This window comes from Paenibacillus sp. L3-i20 (assembly GCF_022180385.2).
Classification (GTDB): domain Bacteria; phylum Bacillota; class Bacilli; order Paenibacillales; family Paenibacillaceae; genus Pristimantibacillus.
Genome location: NZ_BQME02000002.1, coordinates 2,128,793 through 2,146,342 on the forward strand (window position 1 = coordinate 2,128,793; position 17,550 = coordinate 2,146,342).

Sequence of the window (17,550 nt, forward strand, 5' to 3'; positions counted from 1 at the left end):
CCTCTAACCCTGAGATAAATGCTTAGCGATCTACTCTGCTCAATCTGCTATCGTACGACGATTCATTCGCCATTGAAGCAAATTAATAATAAGCAGCATGAGGAACGAAACAATTAACATGACGGATGCGATTGCTGTTGCTCCCGCATAGTCGTATTGTTCCAGCTTCGTCATAATAAGCAGCGGCGCGATCTCTGTTTTGAGGGGCATGTTACCTGAAATAAATACAACTGAGCCATATTCCCCAATCCCTCTAGCGAATGCAAGAGCAAAGCCGGTAAGTAGTGCTGGCATAAGCTCTGGCAAAATCACTTTCCGGAACGTACGCAATCGGTATGATCCTAACATAGCTGCAGCTTCTTCCGTTTCCTTCTCCATATCTTGCAAAACAGGCTGCACGGTTCGAACGACAAACGGTAAACCGATGAATACTAAAGCGATCGTAATACCAATTTGTGTATAGGCAACTTTTATACCTAGCGGCTCAATTATTGAACCTACCCAGCCTGACTTAGCATAAATAGTTGTTAAAGCGATACCTGCTACTGCTGTAGGGAGTGCGAACGGTATATCAACCAGGCTGTCTATAATCTTCTTCCCGGGAAACTTATACCGAACTAGCACCCATGCAACTAGCAGACCAAATACTGCGTTAATTAACCCCGCCCACAATGCAGTACTGAAGCTAACCCGGTACGAAGCCAGAACCCTTGGGTTCGTAATCGCACTCCAGAACTCTGCCCATGTCAGTTCAAATGTTTTGAAAAAGATAGCTGCAAGCGGGATGAGGATGATTAAGCTTAAGTAAAACAACGTAAATCCTAGCGACAATCCAAATCCCGGCAGCACTCTACGGTTTTTGGAACCTTTCATGAGAAGTCAGCTCCGCTCTATCGAAATCTATTATTTGGCTCCTGGTGTATAAATTTGGTCAAATACTCCACCTTCTGCAAAATGCTTCGTTTGAGCTTCTTTCCAGCCGCCAAAATCCTTATCGATGCTAAGCAGCTCTAGTGCAGGGAATTGATCTTTGAATTCGGCTGCAATAGTTGCATTCGTAGGTCTATAGTAATTTTTTCCGGCAATTTTTTGACCTTCATCAGAGTACAAATATTTCAAATAAGCTTCTGCTACTTCACGCGTTCCACGCTCATCAACAACTTTATCAACGACTGCTACTGGAGGCTCAGCCAAAATACTAAGCGAAGGGTACACGATATCAAATTTGTCTGGTCCTAGCTCGTTAATCGAAAGGTAAGCTTCATTTTCCCATGCAAGCAATACATCACCAATTTCACGCTCAACAAATGTTGTTGTTGATCCGCGTGCGCCAGTATCAAGCACCGGTACATTTTTGAATAACTTTGTTACAAAATCTTTAGCTGCTGCTTCGTCGTTATTGTTATGTTTTAACGCATAGCCCCAAGCCGCAAGATAGTTCCAACGTGCTCCGCCCGATGTTTTTGGATTAGGAGTAATCACTTCAACGCCATCTTTCAGCAAATCATTCCAATCCTTAATGCCTTTCGGATTTCCTTTGCGTACAAGGAACACAATTGTTGATGTATATGGTGAGCTATTGAGCTCAAATTGTGACTGCCAATCTTTCTCAAGTATTCCTGCATCCACGATTGCATCAATATCATAACCAAGCGCAAGTGTCACAACATCCGCTTTCAATCCATCGATAACCGCGCGTCCTTGCTTACCTGATCCACCATGCGATTGATCGATTTCAACCTTTTGATTTTTTTCTGCTAGCCAATGAGCAGCAAATGCTTTATTAAATTCTACATATAATTCACGAGTTGGATCATAAGAAACATTGAGTAGTTTAACTGGGGCTAATGGTTCGCTTTTATTTTCTTCCGGAGCAGTTGAACTTGATGGTGTCGTTGTCGTCTCTGGTGCTTTTGTATTTTTCTCTGCATTTGTATTGGAACCTTGTGAACCACATGCTGCCAATACCACTGTCATCATTACTAATAATAAAATGGATTTCAAACGAACCGAAGTTTTTCTCATCTTCTCTACACCCCTTGATTGATATGGATAGGGTAGTGTCAATTCCGGTTCGTCCGGTCATTAATCAATTATTCCTACCTGATTAGTTGGTTATGAAAGAATATTACCAGTCATCTCCATTACATGTCAATACCTAATTTGGAAATTTGATATTTGCTATAAGAATATTTTATACATCAATCGTACCACTCAATTTGCATCAAAAAAAACCTTTACCGCAAAGGTAAAGGTTTTTACAATCAGTAGTCGAATCATTTCCGTCCGCGTTTGTTTTCGCCTGTCACCATTACAACTTCTACATATGGGCGGATTCGATCCATAATACGTTGCCCTTTATGCAACTCATCCCCATCCTTGCTAGTGAAGCTGAAATGCTTCTCAAGCGCATCAAGTTCATAGTTTGAAGTGTAAAAGGTTGGCTTACGTTCCATTCGATAATTGAGTATTGCACCAAGCACATGGTCACGTACCCACGGATTTAAATTTTCCGCTCCAATGTCATCAAAGATAAGGAGATCGGTTTCCTTCATCATTTCAACCGTTTCCTTCAATTTCGCTGGTTCATGCATTAGTACCTTCAAATCTTCAACAAAATCAGGCATATAAACAATGACACCAGAATGTCCGACTTTAGCAAGTTCTTGCAGCAGATAACACATGAGAAATGTTTTCCCCGTACCGAAGCGCCCTGCAAGATAAAGACCTTCTTGGTTTAAGCCGGTTTCTTTTGTACGGTCAATATAGCGTAAAATTTGTCCAACTGCCTTAGCACGCTCCATATCATTCGTTAAAATTTCATCCGAAGAATATCCTCTGCGGAGAGCAGCATCATCCACATAAAAGCTGCGAATTCGGCTTCGTATAAGCGTTTCTGACTCTCTTGCAAGAAACTTCTTACATGAAACTTTACGATCATATAGCTGAGCTCTTCCATTTAACGTTTCTGAGCTTAGCAGCGTATAATGCCCCTCGTAGTCATTGGGGCACTTATCGAGCCCAGGACAATTGGTGCAATTTCGATATTCCGTTACATACTGGTGCACTCTGTTTAAGTTGAGCCGAACGGCTTCCTCGTCCACTTCAGGATACTTGTCTCGAAGCTTCTCGACGAGGGGATCATGCAATAGATCCGTGAGTTTTTGCGCCGCTTGTTCGGTCAAGGATCTCCCTGCTGGCCAGGACTTCAGCAAATCACCAAGTGATTCCACAGATTTTACACCTCGTCTCTAAGATTTGCCGTCAAGCTTGCGAGCTAGCTTACGCAGCTCCTCCATCTCATCAGCTGACACAGAAGCAGTTGACTGAACTTCCGCTACAATCGGTATAGAAGGTTTGCGTGAAATTCCACTACGTGCTCCGCCCGCTCTTGTTCCATTTCTTCCACCATTGTAGTTGCCGCTTCCTACCGCATTAGCAGCTTCTTTACGCTTTTGTTTGTCTTGTTCAAGTCCAGCTTGATCCCTTACATAATGGACAGCCTTCTCGAACGTATCAATTCCCTTCATGAGCATGTTAGAAGCAACTGCATCGATGAATGTCTTCGTTACACGGCCTGCATCATTAGCTCCCAAAACATAATGAATAAGGACATTAATAACTGGTGTCGCCAATCGATAATTCAAGTCAATACGTTCAAATACATTTTCTATCCAATCCGGAATTGCACCCGGGAAAAATCGTTTCAAATATTTTGTATGCGGCTCATTGCGCATTAGCATATTGTATTGTTGCACATCGCAGCGTCCTAATAATTGATTAGGTACAGGCAAATAATGCTGCTCAAGTACTTCGAACTCTTCTTCTTCCTCTTGCTCCTCTGGCTCATTATCATGAACGGGAGTGTTTGCAAGCTTGCGCTGCTGTTCCCCTTCACGCTTTTTATCTTGACGATACAGTTGGTTAGCTCGAAGCTGAAGTGCATCCATTTCGATTTCACCATTATGTCCGAATATACCGTCCTCATCCAAAAGACGGCAAACATGAACAACAGAAAGGTTATATTTGTATGCAACATAGTTCACTTGCGCAAGCCCTTCTGGGTTGTTGCGCAGTCGCTCAACATACGACCTATTGGAAGAATTGCGCGGAAACCGTAAAATAATTTCCCCATAAGGTATTCCTGCAGATGCCAGCTCCGGTCGAACCGTAGCTTGACGAGTTGGCGCTACTTCAGTCAGCGCCTGCTCTAGCTCAGAATCAAAAGATTGCATGTTTAGCTTAAATAGCTCATAAAAAGGAACCGAAATGTTCTCTTTTGTTAATTGCGCTTGTGCTAGCTCATCAGGTTCATTCGCACCGAAAGACTCTCGCAATGAAATAACAGCATATTTCCCTACTTTGTCTCGAAGTAACATAGCAAGATGCATGTTTCGGAAAAATTCGGCAGGCGATAATGGCTGTGATAGTTCATACTCATAGATGACATCCCCTTGCTCTGGAACACCTAGACGTGAAGTCTGAAGCAACCCAACTGCTTCTAGCTTAGACGTTTGCTCAATAATAAATTTACGGCTCTTCTCATTCATTTCTAGTCCAAGACCAAGAAACAGCTTGCGCTGAGGCTCAAGTTCTGAATAACCTGAACGACCATCTGCAATACCGTGATAAAGTTGTTGATATAATGAAACGGCGAATGCTCCAACCATTGGCTGATAGATTAAAGATAACATTTTATAATCAAGGCTACTTAGCGAAAAATCCCGAAAAATGTAGTAGCGGTGATGTTCAGTAAATTGCATGATATGGTTAATTCGCATCGTCCCGCCCCCATCTCTTACTTTCTTTCTATCATTTTAACATATATTCTTCGGATAAGGGCGAGTCGAAAAATAGAAAAATCCCCCGAATGAGGGATTTTCGTTTAAAACATTTTGTAGCCGCCTTTGCGCAGCGCCTGAATCGCCCAACCGCTCACGTATGCACCGATCAAAGCACCTGTTATTGGGATATAATAGATCAGCGTGTAGGTTCCGATATTATCCAAAGTCGGATTAGCCGTATCTTCCCAAGGTGACCAGATTGCAAGTACAATGATAACGATTACGAACAAAATAATGGGAAACCAAGTTGTCTTCAGTAACATATTGAGAATAAACCCAATACCAAACATCATGACAAAAAATAGCACAGTTGCTATTATGATTTGGATAGCGTCGATCATAATCCAAATTACCCCTTTCGTACTATGTTATTTAGTTTAATGAAAGCTATTAACGAAGTCAATTAGCACTGTTCAAATGTCACAAGACCGTCATTTGCTCATACTGCGAGCATTACGATACAATACAAGTAGCCTTTATAAGGACTTGAAAGGAGCGATACGCTATGAGTGAAGTAGCACAAACATTAGAGGGCTGGTACGCCCTTCATGACTTCCGCAGCATCGATTGGACGGCATGGCGCTTAGCCGATGAAAGTGAACGTAAACGCGCATTGGACGAGCTTCATACTTTTCTTGGACAATGGTCACAACTAGAAGAAGAGAAACTCGGCAGCACTGCCGTTTATTCTATTGTTGGACAGAAGGCTGACTTCGTTTTCATGCATCTTCGCGAAACATTGGAAGACTTGAATGCATTAGAAACAGCATTTAACAAAACTACTTTCGCTAGTTTTACATATCCCGTACATTCCTATGTAAGTATAGTTGAGCTTAGCAACTATATGGTGAAGCCTGGTACGGATCCAATGGAAAATCCAGAAATTATTGCAAGATTGAAGCCAATTCTACCGAAGTGGAAACATATTTGCTTCTACCCGATGAACAAACGCCGTTCCGGCAACGACAACTGGTATATGCTTGGAATGGATGAGCGTCGTACGATGATGCGCAGCCACAGCATGATTGGTCGTCAATATGCTGGTAAAGTGAAACAAATTATTACTGGTTCTGTCGGTTTTGACGATTGGGAGTGGGGCGTAACTTTGTTTGCTGAAGACGCACTACAATTCAAAAAACTGATTTATGAAATGCGTTTCGACGAAGTGAGTGCACGATTCGGTGATTTCGGTGATTTCTATGTTGGGAACATTCTAGATGCTGAGAAGTTCACTACGTTCCTTTCCGTTTAATTACTATTTGCTCGAATTGATCTGCTAATACACGTAACAAAAAGGTCTTCACAGAAACGGCTTTACTGCCGCTTTAACGTGAAGACCTTTTTGTTTATTCCTCTTCGACTTCTGCCTCAGTGCTCAGCTTCTTCGCATCCAGGTACTCCTGAGTTGCTTTGTCACGAGCACGTCCTTTATCCTTCAGCCGTTCAATAGCGGGCTGAATGAGCAGATCAACTTCTTGCTGCACCGTATAGGCCAAGTCATAACGAGTTTGTGATTCGAGATAAGAACCAACTTCCATTAAAGCGTTATAACGGTCTAGCTCATCTCTCGTCAATAAGCCGCGAACTTGTACGCTGCAATGTCTCATTACAAAATTTTTCCTTTTTTCAGCACAAGTGGAATACCGCCGATAATGAACAGGTAACGAAGATCGATTAGCTTCTTAAGCCAAGCTGCAACACGACCTTTGTACTTTTTGCCGAAAGCGACACCGATTGCTTCACCTTTACCAAGCGATGCAACAGTACCTTTATTTGAATATACAAATGTTTTTGGCGCTTGGTTACGAATTGAAGCAACCAAGTTATGTGCGCAAATAACACCTTGCTGCATAGCAATTTGTGCAGTTGGTGGGTATGGACGACCTTCAGGATTAAACATCAAGGAGTTGTCGCCAACTACATAAATGTTTTCGTTGCCAGGGCAACGAAGGAATTCATCAACTTTAACGCGTCCGCGCATAGTCTCGAACCCAGCTTCCTCGATCAAACGATTACCACGGATACCGCCAGTCCAGATAACAGTTGCGGATTTAATTTCTTCGCCTTCACCTACAATTACACCTTCTGGCGAACACTCTTTGATTGCAGTTCCGATACGGAACGTAACACCTTTTTTGGTCAATACGTCCATGCCGTATTCTACAAGCTCAGGATCAAAACCAGGCAATGCAGTTGGAGCAGCTTCGATATTGTAGATTTTAACTAGTGTAGGATCTACGTCGAATTGCTTGCAAAGCTCAGGAATACGATCTGACAACTCTCCTACGAACTCAATACCCGTGAAGCCGGCGCCGCCAACGATGAAAGTCAAATAATCTGTACGGTGCGGCTCGCGCTTGAAGCGTGCAAATTGATATTCGATATGCTCACGGATAAGGCGAACAGAGTTGATGCTTCGAATGTTCATTGCATGTTCAGCAAGACCTGGAATACCGAAAGTTTCCGGCTCTCCGCCTAGACCGATTACAAGATAGTCGTAAGACAATGTACCGTCTTCAAGAATAACCTTTTTGTCTTGAGGGCGGATTTGTACAACCGTTGATTTTACAAAATCAATTTTAAATTCATCGATCAACTTGGAGATGCTAACTCGTGCATTTTCAGGGTTGTCAGTACCAGCAGCCGGCATATGAAGATGCGTCGTAATGTAATGATAGTCATGTTTGTTAACTAGCGTTACGTCCGCTTCGTTATAATTCAGTTCTTTTTGTAACCGAAGCGCCGTTAATACGCCGCCGTAGCCCGCACCAAGAATAACAATTTTTGGTATGTTGCTCATCGTAGAATCCCATCCATTCCTTATTTACTTTTGATTGGCGATATAAAAAATCCCTCGCTTACAAGGCGAGTTCGCTTAACAAACATTGTGAAAAATTACACAAACAAAACCATAAAATAATTATGTTACTAATCAGTTTGTACTTGCAGGTGACCTTTTATCACGATATGACAAGAAAGCATCACTCACTATAAATGGAAAACTTACTCCACATAGACAAACCTCATATAACTGTTACATACATCAGACATATTACAGACATTTCACGAAAAGTTCAATAGTTAATTATACAAAAAACTTTGGAACATTGTTAAATATAATTATTTCCTTCCACGGGGATGAAAGATTATAATTGGTTAGGTGAGGTTCAATACAATGGAGGTGCTAACTTTGTCAAATACGGAAACAACCATAAGCTCGGTTGATATTATTATAATTGGCGGCGGTCCTGCAGGAATGTTTGCTGCATTCTATGGAGGAATGCGACAAGCATCGGTTAAAATTATTGAAAGTATGCCTCAATTGGGTGGCCAACTTGCTGCACTTTATCCTGAAAAATATATTTATGACGTAGCAGGCTTCCCTAAAGTAACTGCACAGGAATTAGTCGATCGATTGAAAGAACAAATTAATCTTTTCAAACCTGAGGTTTGCTTAGAAGAAAAAGTTATAGAAGTTATTAAGCATGACGAGAGATTATTTGAAGTAAAAACAGATAAGTCTTCCCATTATGCTAAAGCTGTGATCATTACAGCTGGAGTAGGCGCATTCGAGCCTCGCAGATTAGATCTTCCTGAAGCATCTAGATTCGAAGGGAAAAACCTTCATTATTTCGTAGGAGATTTACAACGATTTAATGGGAAGAAGGTCCTTTTGAGTGGCGGTGGAGATTCCGCAGTTGATTGGGCGCTCATGTTGGAACCGATTGCTGAAAGTGTTACCCTTATTCATCGCCGTGATAAATTCCGTGCGCATGAACATAGCGTGGAAAACTTAATGAACTCGACCGTAAATATTGTTACACCAACAGAAATAACTGCCTTACACGGAGATGACCGAATTACTAAAGTTACATTATCTCATGTGAAAACAGGTGAAACATCAGATATCGAAGTTGACGCTGTTATCGTTAATTTCGGCTTTGTATCCTCTCTCGGACCAATCGCAGAGTGGGGTATTGAAATACAAGGCGGTTCTATCGTTGTAGACACTCGTATGGAAACGAATATTGCCGGCATCTTTGCCGCAGGCGATATTACTACTTATCCGGGTAAGCTGAAGCTTATTGCCGTAGGTTTTGGCGAAGCGCCAACTGCAATTAATAATGCAAAAGTATACGTTGATCCTACTGCGAAGTTGTCGCCTGGTCACAGCAGTAACATGAAGCTATAATTAATGAATTCTGGAATAATATTTTAATTCAAAAGGGTATCCTAAGCTTGGCCAATCGGAATCACGAACTGATTTCGTCTCATATGCGCCCAAGGAGGATACCCTTATGTTTTGTCCCATTTGCAATGGAATTGAATCCTATCAAGGTTATTGTATTTCTTGTGGAGATAACGAAGCGGACTGTGGTCGAATCTCAGATTGGACTGGTCCTTATGCACCTTACGAGCAAATTATGGAAGGTCATCTAAATCAGCGGGAAGCTATGGAGTCAGAGGATTCTTGCTGTCACATCATCTATTGCTCGAAGTGTCAGTCCTCTAGAGAGGTTTTTATTTCTACTTGGCATTGTTATTTAAACACGTTGACTTAGAACGCTATCAATAACGTTAATATTAAACATTAAGCTGAGTGTCTTTGAGCGGATAAATCGACGTTTCTACGTTTTAACTCTATCGCTAACATACGTATAAACTCCGGTTCCAGCTTAAATTCTATAGCTGCATAATAGGTATCAACGAGAAGTTCATCTGATAGATGATCCATCATGTCCCCTCCTTCCAACTGCCCTTATATTTACAGTTTTTAGTGTATCATGCAAAGTAGAACCTAAACAACCAGCGGCATTATGCACACCTGCATGTGGATACATTGTGTATGAACTGTGCATACATTTAGAATAACGAGCATTGACAGCGTGGATAATGTGGATATGGTTATCCACATCCTTTTAACTTCAAAAATCAATAAAAAACTTTAATAGCATTTCCCATCCCTATTAATGGAATATTTTAACGTCATTAAGTAGCTTAACCTCATACATTGTACCTAAGCGCAAGCGTATGCATTGCTCTTTCATTAAAAATAGGATCATCTCTGGTCACTAAGACCTAACAAGATGATCCTACTTTATACATCGCAGTGCCGATATCTAGCGTCCCATATACCAACATTTCATCAATGAGGCCGCGTGTTCACTTCAAAGATCCATACTTTCCCTTGCCTATCAATACCATAATCAAAACCTAAATGTGAGATTCCCGGAAATCTCTGCTCTAAAACTCTTGTAGAAATGACCGTTAACTCCCTCATCTTACGTTTCTTCTCCTTCACGTAAGCATGCCCTAAGGAAGCTCGAATACCTTGTCCCGCAAGAACCAAATCTCCGCCTTGGCTTAGATTAGTAACAAATAGTCCCCGCTTGGCTATTCGACCAACTAAGGAACGATATTCCCAGCCTTTAAATGTCTTTACATATTTAACTCTGTAATCGATCGGGCGACCGTTCACAGTTGCCAGGGCTATTCCTTTTTGGATCAAATAATTCCGTCTACCCATCCTACTACGCAGAGCCGTTACTAATCCTTCAAAACTTGTAAATCGCACAGATCGTTCCTTGAATGTATACGTAAACCCAAATCCGGATCGTTCTACTTTAATAACGCCGTTGCCGCCTGTTCCAACTACTGGTTTAATAACGACCATGCCGTGCGTATTCAGCATGTTTCGCAGCTGCGAAGATGAAAAATGACTAGTCGGCGGTACATGCGGAACAAGAGCCCGATGTGAAAGCAGCGCCTCCGTTTTGGCCCATTTGCTTGCAAGTTGCCTCCCGTCATGATTAGTCAATTTAGCCGCACTCCTTTATCGTTATTATCATCCTTTACTATATGTCGGCAATTGCCAACCTTCTTGGATGATTGTCGATAACAAGCGACGTTATTCCGATTGTTTCTCCAGTGCGGCTTTGAGCTTATCAGCTAAACTGTTCGCCATAGGTGTATTATCACTAAATTGCTGCACAAGCTTCTGCTGTTCCCTTCGATTAATCCGACTTCCATCTTTGTCGCCGAGCATTTCAATTACGTTACATGGCTTGCACTGCGCATACTTGCCAGCTTTACCCGTATGCATCTCCATTTTTTTATGGCACTGTGGACAACGCTTATTGAGCAAAACTGGCTCAGCTGCTCTGCGATAGGTACACTCTCGGTCAGAGCATACAAGCGATTTGCCCCGCTTCCCTTTAACTTCAAGTAATGGCTTACTGCAATCAGGGCAAATAGAGCCGGTCAAATTATGCGGTTTGTATTCCTTTGTTTCTCTTTTTACTTCAGCGACCCACTTTATCGCTTGTTCGCGGATACCCCGCATAAATACTGCAGCATCTCCCTTACCTTTGGCAATCCGCTCCAGCTCACTTTCCCAGCGAGCAGTCAGTTCAGGACTGCGAAGTTCTTCTACCACTAGCTCGATAAGCTGCTTCCCTTTCCCTGTAGGCGCTAATGTATTTCTTGTTCTCTCAATCGTATCCGTAGCTAGCAACTTCTCAATAATGTCGGCACGCGTTGCTGGAGTGCCAAGTCCGTGCTTCTCCATTTGTGTTAACAACGTTGCTTCTGTATATCGTGCTGGCGGCAGTGTGCGAAGTTCCTTAACTGCTGATTGCTTTAGTGTTAATGACTGACCTTCTTGAATAGATGGTAACGTTTGAGATCGCTGACGTTCAGCTTGAGCTATGTCAGCATTCCCTTCAGCTTCCTCATCATTTTCATCATAGAGCGACTCACCGCCCCCTTGGTACAGCTCCTTCCAACCGATATCCTTATCCATTTTACCTTTCACATAAAAGCGTTCCCCACCAGCAAGTAGAGTGACACTCGTTTCGTCATATCGATAGGGTCCATAGAATAAAGAAATAAATCTTCGGACTATAAGATCATATAATCGTCGTTCTTCGTTAGTAAGTGCATTTAAATTCACATATTGTTCCGTTGGAATAATAGCATGATGATCGCTTACCCGGCTATCGTCGACGATTCGTTTCGTAATTTGCAACGGTGACCGGAGACATTTACGAGCTAGAGGGGCGTAAGGCCCTACTGCAACACTTTCTAGTCGTCCCTTTAACGAAGAGACCATATCACTTGTTAAATGCCTGGAGTCTGTCCTCGGATAAGTAACGATTTTATGTTGCTCATATAGCTTTTGCAGAACGTTGGACGTTTGTTTGGCAGAGAAGCCAAGGCGTTTATTCGCATCACGTTGCAGCTCAGTGAGATCATAGGCCTCAGGATGCGGTTGTGACCGCTCCGTAGTACGCAGCTTCTCAACTACAGCATTACCTGCTGTGCTTGCTCTCAGAGCAACCTTATCCGCCTCCTCACGACTCCATAACCTGCCGTCATGACCATCCTTCTGACGCCATTGTGCCGTGAATCCACCAAAGCTAGCGCCAATGGTCCAATATGGCTGTGATTGAAACTGGCCAATCTCATTTTCTCTAACCATTAGCATAGATAACGTTGGAGTTTGTACGCGGCCTGCTGCTAATTGCGCATTATATTTCACTGTGAGCGCTCTTGTCATATTAAGACCAATTAGCCAATCTGCCTCTGCTCGACATACTGCGGATGCATAAAGATGGTCATAGTCCTTACCTGGTTTAACGGACTTAAAACCTTCTTTAATCGCTTGATCAGTCTGTGAAGATATCCAAAGTCGCTTAAACGGTTTTTTCCAATTAACTAGCTCCATAATCCAGCGTGCAACAAGTTCACCTTCGCGACCTGCGTCAGTCGCTATAATGAGCTCACTGATATCACTTCGTTTGCAAAGCTGTGACACTGCTCGGAATTGATGAGAAGTTTCTTTCATCACCTTTAAGTTCATCTTATTAGGCAACAGTGGAAGATCCTCCAAATTCCATGTACGGAATTTCACATCGTAATCTTCTGGTTCTGCTAATGTGACCAAATGTCCAAGTGCCCAAGTAACAACATACTTTGGCCCTTCAAAATAACTCTTTTGTTTCGTTACGCAGCCAAGCACTCTTGCAATTTCTTTCGCAACACTTGGTTTTTCTGCCAATACTAGTACTTTCATTACGATCTTCTCCCCAATCTTCTTGCGCTAGGGACAAGATACCACAAGCAAATAACCCATGCAACGCTGACCTTATCCATTCAACTTTTGTTTCTGTCGACGGAGGGGAGGCCATTGAAAGTAGGTTGCCGCTCGCCATATCCATTCAAGTGGCCCCATTACGAAATACTTCAGCCAAATTACACTAAATAACATTTGAAAAACAAGTATCCCTATACACAATGATAACGACTCCATGAGTCCAATACTTTTAAATAAATTCATCCAATGGCCAGCAATCAATACGAGTACCGTCTGTCCGATATAGTTAGTAAGTGCCATCTTCCCCAATGCTTGCAATGGCTTTAGCAATTTGCGAATCCATTCTGCTTGCAGGAGTACAAGTAGAATACCGATGTACGCAAAGGTTACTAGCGAACTGTTCCATACACCTATTTTCATATAAGTTGACGCCTGTTCCATAATGGGATCATTGGTTCCTTCCAGTATAAAGAGCTGAAACGGAGCCGCAGGTGCATATTGATATTGATAAAATAGGCTTGCTGCTGCAAGTACTGTAATAATTATCGTACTTACAATTATTGCTTTACGGTGCTTCGCTAGCTGCTCAATAAATGTAAATTGGCCTGTGGCAATCCCTAAAAGAATATAGGGTAATGGCAATAAACCTTTAATACCCATCATTGAAAACAAAACTAACAACACAATGGCTACGATTAAGTTAATTTCTCTCTTCACTTTATACATTGGAAGCAAAAGCAATCCACATACGGCATATATCGTTAGTGCCTCACCCGGATGAAAGAAAGAATGAACAATTCCAAAACCAAATAATACAAGAAGTCTTCTTAAAAATAGCAAATAGCCATTTCTACCCTTGGCGTTAGCTCTCGAAATAAACATATAAAATCCAATACCGAACAGAAATGAAAAGATGCTAAAAAATCGAGCTTCAGCAAATAGATACAACATTTTTTGATAAGTCTCTCCAGCCGAATCGGGTGATGGTGTAGTAATGTCAAGCAGTGCAATAACATTTAGCAATAAAATACCAAGGAGAGCGAACCCTCTCAAAAAATCCAGTTCATCAATGCGACCCTTAATTTCAAAACGTTTCATAATTTCCTCCTGAGGCAAAAGTATTTCTCAATATTAATTTCATTTGTACAATCGAACCATCGATTTACCTTACAAACATACAACAATACTGAAAGAATCAAACTCATTTTACAGATTAAAAGATAGTAACTCTATCAGAGTTGGTTACTCTACTTCAATTATGCTATAGTTTTATAACACTATTATTTCTATATTAAGAAGGAGCATACGCCCCATATGAATTTCCGTATCGTTGCAACGATTACCGCTTTCTTTTCATTCTATGGTGCACTCGCAGCTTATATCGGCTGGAACGGCTGGCTTTTCCTTTCCGAATTAACGGGCATGAAACAGTCAATTCCCTATACTGCCATAGTTATCATTCTTGCACTTGCCTATTTGCTTGGACGAATGGGACAATCCACACGTCTAAGACCAATCGCTGAACCACTCAAGCTGTTAGGTTCCTATTGGTTTGCCATTTTGCAATATGGGGTTCTTCTACTGCCAATAGCAAATATTGTGGCACTTTTGTTGAAGTCGAGCGGTGCTTCTAAAGAAATGTATATTATTGGAGTGGGAATAGCGGTAATCGCAATTTTGCTCGTCCTTCTCTCGATAGGTTCCAGAAATGCATGGAGTCCCGTCATTCGTCATTATGAAGTAAATGTATCAAAGCAAGCAGGCAATAGAAAAACACTTCGTATCGCAATGGCATCGGATCTGCATTTGGGTACGGTTATTGGTAACAATCATCTGGAGAGGTTGATTTCGAAAGTAAACGAAATCAATCCCGATATCATATTGCTGCCAGGAGATATTTTGGATGATGATCTAACGCCGTTTCTCCAGAAAGGAATGTCTGCGACGCTTAGTAAGCTCAAAGCTCCACTCGGTGTGTTTGCAGTGACAGGTAATCATGAATATATCGGCAAAAAGGTTCCCGAATTCGTAAAAACACTCGAAGCTATCGGCATTCGAGTATTAATGGACGAAACAGCAGTCATTGATAATAGCTTTATCGTTATTGGTCGCAAGGACAAAGTAGCGGCAAGCTTGGGGCCTAATGGCAGAAAATCGATTGCTGACCTGATTGCTCCACTAGATCCTTCATTGCCGCTAATTATGCTGGATCATCAGCCGACAGATCTTATTGCCGCCGCTGACAACGGCATCGACCTTAGTCTTTCAGGACATACGCATCGTGGACAAATGATGCCAAATCATTTGATAACGAAACGAATGTTCGAACTGGATTGGGGTTACAAGCGAATAAAAGAGCTTAATGCGGTTGTGTCATCTGGCTTCGGCTTCTGGGGACCACCTATCCGAATCGGAAGTCGCTCCGAGGTTGTTCATATTGAAGTAAATTTTCTCTAAAACAAATAAAACTGCTCCACTGTCATAACAGACAATGGAGCAGTTTTTGTGTTAAATGTATACATGGAAGTGTTAGCCTTGGTTACGTGTACGATAAAGTAAATAAATAAAGAAAGGCGCACCAATTGCTGCAGTAAATACTCCAACTGGAATATCAAGCGGAAGAAATGCCACTCGGCCAATGAGATCCGCTGAGACAACTAGAATAGCCCCGATTAATGCACTTACAGGCAACACCCTGCTCATAACAGGTCCAATCAGCTTACGGGCCATATGCGGTGCGATAAGTCCTACAAAGCCGATGACACCACCAATCGAAACCGCTGAACCCGCTAGCGCAACACTAAGCAGCAGCAGCAAGAAACGATGACGCTGCACAGCACTTCCTAAACCTGTAGCCAATTCATCACCTAGCAGTTGTACATTAATGTGACGGGTACTTAAAGCAACAATTAGGAGTAGCCCCACTGTCCAAGGCAACAGCGTGAACACATTAGTCCATGTCGTTGCATAGATCGTTCCGGTCAGCCATATGTATGCGGATGACGCAGAGTAAATAGGACTAAAGATCAGCAAGAACGATGTAAATGCCGAAAGAATCGATGCAACTCCTATACCAACAAGAACAAGTCGTATAGAGCTGACACCGCCCTTCCAAGAAAGAGCATAGACAACTAACGCCGCAATCAATGCACCCACCATAGCCGGGATAGGCAGTAGATGGACGCTGAACAGACCCGGAAAACGGGTTAAAAATAATACAGCACCTGCTGACGCCCCTCCCGTTATACCTACAACATCAGGAGCCGCTAGCGGATTGCGGACAATCGATTGCAATATCGCACCGGATACAGCTAAAGATGCGCCAATAAGCAAGCCAACAATTAAACGTGGAGAACGTAATGTCTGTACGATAAAGATTTGTTCCCCATTACCTTTACCAAAAATTGCTCTCCATACTTCCATAGGTGTAATAAAACGCTCACCTAACATCAAATAAAGAGCTGAAATAAATACTAATAATAACAGTAATCCAATAACATAAATCGACGTAGAACGTTTCGGCTTTATTAGTACTGTGCTCTGCCCTGTAACCGCAATTCCTCTATTCATCGCTTCACCATCCCCTTTCTAGCAAGATAGATGAAGAATGGAGCACCTATTGCTGCCGTCATAAGACCAACCGGTACTTCAATCGGGAATAATATAAACCGTGCTGCAACATCAGCAAGCAATAATAAGATTGCACCAAACAAAGCACTATATGGAATGAGCCACCGATAATCCTGGCCCACCACTTTTCTAGCAATATGCGGAACAATAATTCCTACTAGACCTATTGGTCCTGACACAGCAACTGCACTACCAGCTAGCAGTACAACAAGCAATGCTGCAATAATTTTCACGGAAATAATATGTTGACCAAGTCCCTTGGCTGATTCTTCACCCATGAGCAATACATTCCATTGCCTGGACATCAGAATTGCTCCGATCCAGCCTATACATAAATAAGGGAGCACTGGAAGCAAAGATTCCATCGATCTTCCCCCAACAGATCCAGCTAGCCAAAACATGACATCCTGCAAACCATTTTCATTCAGTACCAGCATTCCTTGTGTAGCTGATGAAAAAAGGGCTGTCATAGCTGCCCCAGCCAAAATAATCTTCAGTGGGGATAAGCTTTCCCTACCCAAAGAACCAAGAACATACACACAACCTGATGCGACTGCCGCACCTCCAAATGATACCCAAGTGAGCACATTCATGTCACGGACATTTAATATTGTAATAGCGAAAACGACTGCTACTGAAGCACCTGCATTAATGCCTAATATACTTGGGGATGCCATTGCGTTTCGTGTTACTGCCTGCAAAATAGCACCTGCTAGAGCAAGGCTTGCTCCAACTGTAGCTGCAATTAATGCACGCGGCAATCTTGAAGTTTGTACTACAACCTGATCCATATCAGTATTGTCATAGTTTTTGAATGCTCCAATGATGTCCTGCCAGCTAATAGGCAGAAAGCCATATTTCATGCTGCATAGAAAACTTACAACTAACACAAATACACTAATAAATAGACCAATCACTCTGTAGACGTTCCCATTTGTCAATTGTCTCATGTTATTTCTGTTTCCTCTCATGGTTATGAAT

General features: G+C 42.2%; 17 protein-coding genes. 4 read left to right on the top strand and 13 right to left on the bottom strand.

Going from position 1 to position 17,550, the window contains the following annotated elements; translation table 11 throughout:
• Positions 1 to 39: 39 nt before the first annotated feature.
• The 5 genes from cysT to MFF31_RS23630 form a co-directional block, all read right to left on the bottom strand.
• On the bottom strand, positions 40 to 873 hold the full coding sequence (gene cysT, locus MFF31_RS23610) for a sulfate ABC transporter permease subunit CysT (protein WP_238191542.1): 834 nt from the start codon (positions 871 to 873) through the stop codon (positions 40 to 42).
• Positions 874 to 903: 30 nt separating this feature from the next.
• On the bottom strand, positions 904 to 2,025 hold the full coding sequence (locus tag MFF31_RS23615) for a sulfate ABC transporter substrate-binding protein (RefSeq protein WP_238191544.1): 1,122 nt from the start codon (positions 2,023 to 2,025) through the stop codon (positions 904 to 906).
• A gap of 251 nt (positions 2,026 to 2,276) precedes the next feature.
• Positions 2,277 to 3,233: an AFG1/ZapE family ATPase gene (gene zapE / locus MFF31_RS23620; protein ID WP_238191546.1), complete on the bottom strand. Its 957-nt coding sequence runs from the start codon at positions 3,231 to 3,233 to the stop codon at positions 2,277 to 2,279.
• Between the two features lie 18 nt (positions 3,234 to 3,251).
• Positions 3,252 to 4,781: a replication initiation and membrane attachment family protein gene (locus MFF31_RS23625; protein ID WP_238191549.1), complete on the bottom strand. Its 1,530-nt coding sequence runs from the start codon at positions 4,779 to 4,781 to the stop codon at positions 3,252 to 3,254.
• 104 nt (positions 4,782 to 4,885) lie between these two features.
• On the bottom strand, positions 4,886 to 5,185 hold the full coding sequence (locus tag MFF31_RS23630) for a YuiB family protein (RefSeq protein ID WP_238191552.1): 300 nt from the start codon (positions 5,183 to 5,185) through the stop codon (positions 4,886 to 4,888).
• A gap of 164 nt (positions 5,186 to 5,349) precedes the next feature.
• Between MFF31_RS23630 and hemQ the strand changes: the two genes are divergently transcribed.
• Positions 5,350 to 6,096, top strand: coding sequence for a hydrogen peroxide-dependent heme synthase (hemQ, locus tag MFF31_RS23635; protein ID WP_238191554.1), 747 nt, complete (start codon positions 5,350 to 5,352; stop codon positions 6,094 to 6,096).
• A 94-nt stretch (positions 6,097 to 6,190) separates the two neighbouring features.
• On the opposite strand, the gene MFF31_RS23640 is transcribed toward hemQ, so the two are convergent.
• Together MFF31_RS23640 and MFF31_RS23645 are read right to left on the bottom strand one after the other, a co-directional pair.
• Positions 6,191 to 6,451: a hypothetical protein gene (locus MFF31_RS23640; RefSeq protein WP_238191556.1), complete on the bottom strand. Its 261-nt coding sequence runs from the start codon at positions 6,449 to 6,451 to the stop codon at positions 6,191 to 6,193.
• A complete protein-coding gene (locus MFF31_RS23645) occupies positions 6,451 to 7,644 on the bottom strand; it encodes an NAD(P)/FAD-dependent oxidoreductase (protein WP_238191558.1) in 1,194 nt (397 codons plus the stop codon). Before MFF31_RS23645 ends, MFF31_RS23640 begins: the two co-directional genes overlap by 1 nt.
• A 390-nt stretch (positions 7,645 to 8,034) precedes the next feature.
• On the opposite strand from MFF31_RS23645, the gene MFF31_RS23650 reads away from it, so the two are divergent.
• Both MFF31_RS23650 and MFF31_RS23655 read left to right on the top strand, forming a co-directional pair.
• On the top strand, positions 8,035 to 9,036 hold the full coding sequence (locus MFF31_RS23650) for an NAD(P)/FAD-dependent oxidoreductase (protein WP_282570578.1): 1,002 nt from the start codon (positions 8,035 to 8,037) through the stop codon (positions 9,034 to 9,036).
• A gap of 106 nt (positions 9,037 to 9,142) precedes the next feature.
• The gene (locus MFF31_RS23655) at positions 9,143 to 9,406 is read left to right on the top strand and encodes a hypothetical protein (RefSeq protein WP_238191560.1); all 264 of its coding nucleotides are present in this window, start codon (positions 9,143 to 9,145) and stop codon (positions 9,404 to 9,406) included.
• A gap of 29 nt (positions 9,407 to 9,435) precedes the next feature.
• On the opposite strand, the gene sda is transcribed toward MFF31_RS23655, so the two are convergent.
• From sda to MFF31_RS23675, 4 genes are all read right to left on the bottom strand, one after another.
• Complete coding sequence (gene sda, locus MFF31_RS23660) at positions 9,436 to 9,582, bottom strand: sporulation histidine kinase inhibitor Sda (RefSeq protein WP_309296696.1); 147 nt, start codon at positions 9,580 to 9,582, stop codon at positions 9,436 to 9,438.
• A 408-nt stretch (positions 9,583 to 9,990) separates the two neighbouring features.
• Entirely contained in the window at positions 9,991 to 10,662 is a 672-nt protein-coding gene (locus MFF31_RS23665) for a YheC/YheD family protein (RefSeq protein WP_238191562.1), read from the bottom strand.
• A 90-nt stretch (positions 10,663 to 10,752) separates the two neighbouring features.
• Positions 10,753 to 12,918 (bottom strand): DNA topoisomerase III, encoded by a 2,166-nt coding sequence (locus tag MFF31_RS23670; RefSeq protein WP_238191563.1) that lies wholly within the window; start codon positions 12,916 to 12,918, stop codon positions 10,753 to 10,755.
• A gap of 72 nt (positions 12,919 to 12,990) precedes the next feature.
• Positions 12,991 to 14,037: a DUF418 domain-containing protein gene (locus MFF31_RS23675; RefSeq protein WP_238191565.1), complete on the bottom strand. Its 1,047-nt coding sequence runs from the start codon at positions 14,035 to 14,037 to the stop codon at positions 12,991 to 12,993.
• Positions 14,038 to 14,253: 216 nt separating this feature from the next.
• Between MFF31_RS23675 and MFF31_RS23680 the strand changes: the two genes are divergently transcribed.
• The gene (locus MFF31_RS23680; RefSeq protein ID WP_238191567.1) at positions 14,254 to 15,396 is read left to right on the top strand and encodes a metallophosphoesterase; all 1,143 of its coding nucleotides are present in this window, start codon (positions 14,254 to 14,256) and stop codon (positions 15,394 to 15,396) included.
• 72 nt (positions 15,397 to 15,468) lie between these two features.
• On the opposite strand, the gene MFF31_RS23685 is transcribed toward MFF31_RS23680, so the two are convergent.
• Both MFF31_RS23685 and MFF31_RS23690 read right to left on the bottom strand, forming a co-directional pair.
• Positions 15,469 to 16,509, bottom strand: a complete 1,041-nt coding sequence (locus MFF31_RS23685) for a FecCD family ABC transporter permease (protein ID WP_238191569.1) — start codon at positions 16,507 to 16,509, stop codon at positions 15,469 to 15,471.
• Positions 16,506 to 17,519, bottom strand: coding sequence for a FecCD family ABC transporter permease (locus MFF31_RS23690; RefSeq protein ID WP_238191571.1), 1,014 nt, complete (start codon positions 17,517 to 17,519; stop codon positions 16,506 to 16,508). The genes MFF31_RS23685 and MFF31_RS23690 overlap by 4 nt, the downstream gene beginning before the upstream one ends.
• Positions 17,520 to 17,550: the final 31 nt, after the last annotated feature.

Bases quoted from the DNA above. Each gene is read 5' to 3' on its own strand.
- MFF31_RS23680 (WP_238191567.1), top strand. From the start codon at position 14,254: ATGAATTTCCGTATCGTTGCAACGATTACCGCTTTCTTTTCATTCTAT.
- MFF31_RS23640 (WP_238191556.1), bottom strand. From the start codon at position 6,451: ATGAGACATTGCAGCGTACAAGTTCGCGGCTTATTGACGAGAGATGAG.
- MFF31_RS23625 (WP_238191549.1), bottom strand. From the start codon at position 4,781: ATGCGAATTAACCATATCATGCAATTTACTGAACATCACCGCTACTAC.
- hemQ (WP_238191554.1), top strand. From the start codon at position 5,350: ATGAGTGAAGTAGCACAAACATTAGAGGGCTGGTACGCCCTTCATGAC.
- cysT (WP_238191542.1), bottom strand. From the start codon at position 873: ATGAAAGGTTCCAAAAACCGTAGAGTGCTGCCGGGATTTGGATTGTCG.
- MFF31_RS23630 (WP_238191552.1), bottom strand. From the start codon at position 5,185: ATGATCGACGCTATCCAAATCATAATAGCAACTGTGCTATTTTTTGTC.
- MFF31_RS23675 (WP_238191565.1), bottom strand. From the start codon at position 14,037: ATGAAACGTTTTGAAATTAAGGGTCGCATTGATGAACTGGATTTTTTG.
- sda (WP_309296696.1), bottom strand. From the start codon at position 9,582: ATGATGGATCATCTATCAGATGAACTTCTCGTTGATACCTATTATGCA.
- MFF31_RS23645 (WP_238191558.1), bottom strand. From the start codon at position 7,644: ATGAGCAACATACCAAAAATTGTTATTCTTGGTGCGGGCTACGGCGGC.
- MFF31_RS23685 (WP_238191569.1), bottom strand. From the start codon at position 16,509: ATGAATAGAGGAATTGCGGTTACAGGGCAGAGCACAGTACTAATAAAG.
- MFF31_RS23615 (WP_238191544.1), bottom strand. From the start codon at position 2,025: ATGAGAAAAACTTCGGTTCGTTTGAAATCCATTTTATTATTAGTAATG.
- MFF31_RS23670 (WP_238191563.1), bottom strand. From the start codon at position 12,918: ATGAAAGTACTAGTATTGGCAGAAAAACCAAGTGTTGCGAAAGAAATT.
- MFF31_RS23690 (WP_238191571.1), bottom strand. From the start codon at position 17,519: ATGAGACAATTGACAAATGGGAACGTCTACAGAGTGATTGGTCTATTT.
- MFF31_RS23655 (WP_238191560.1), top strand. From the start codon at position 9,143: ATGTTTTGTCCCATTTGCAATGGAATTGAATCCTATCAAGGTTATTGT.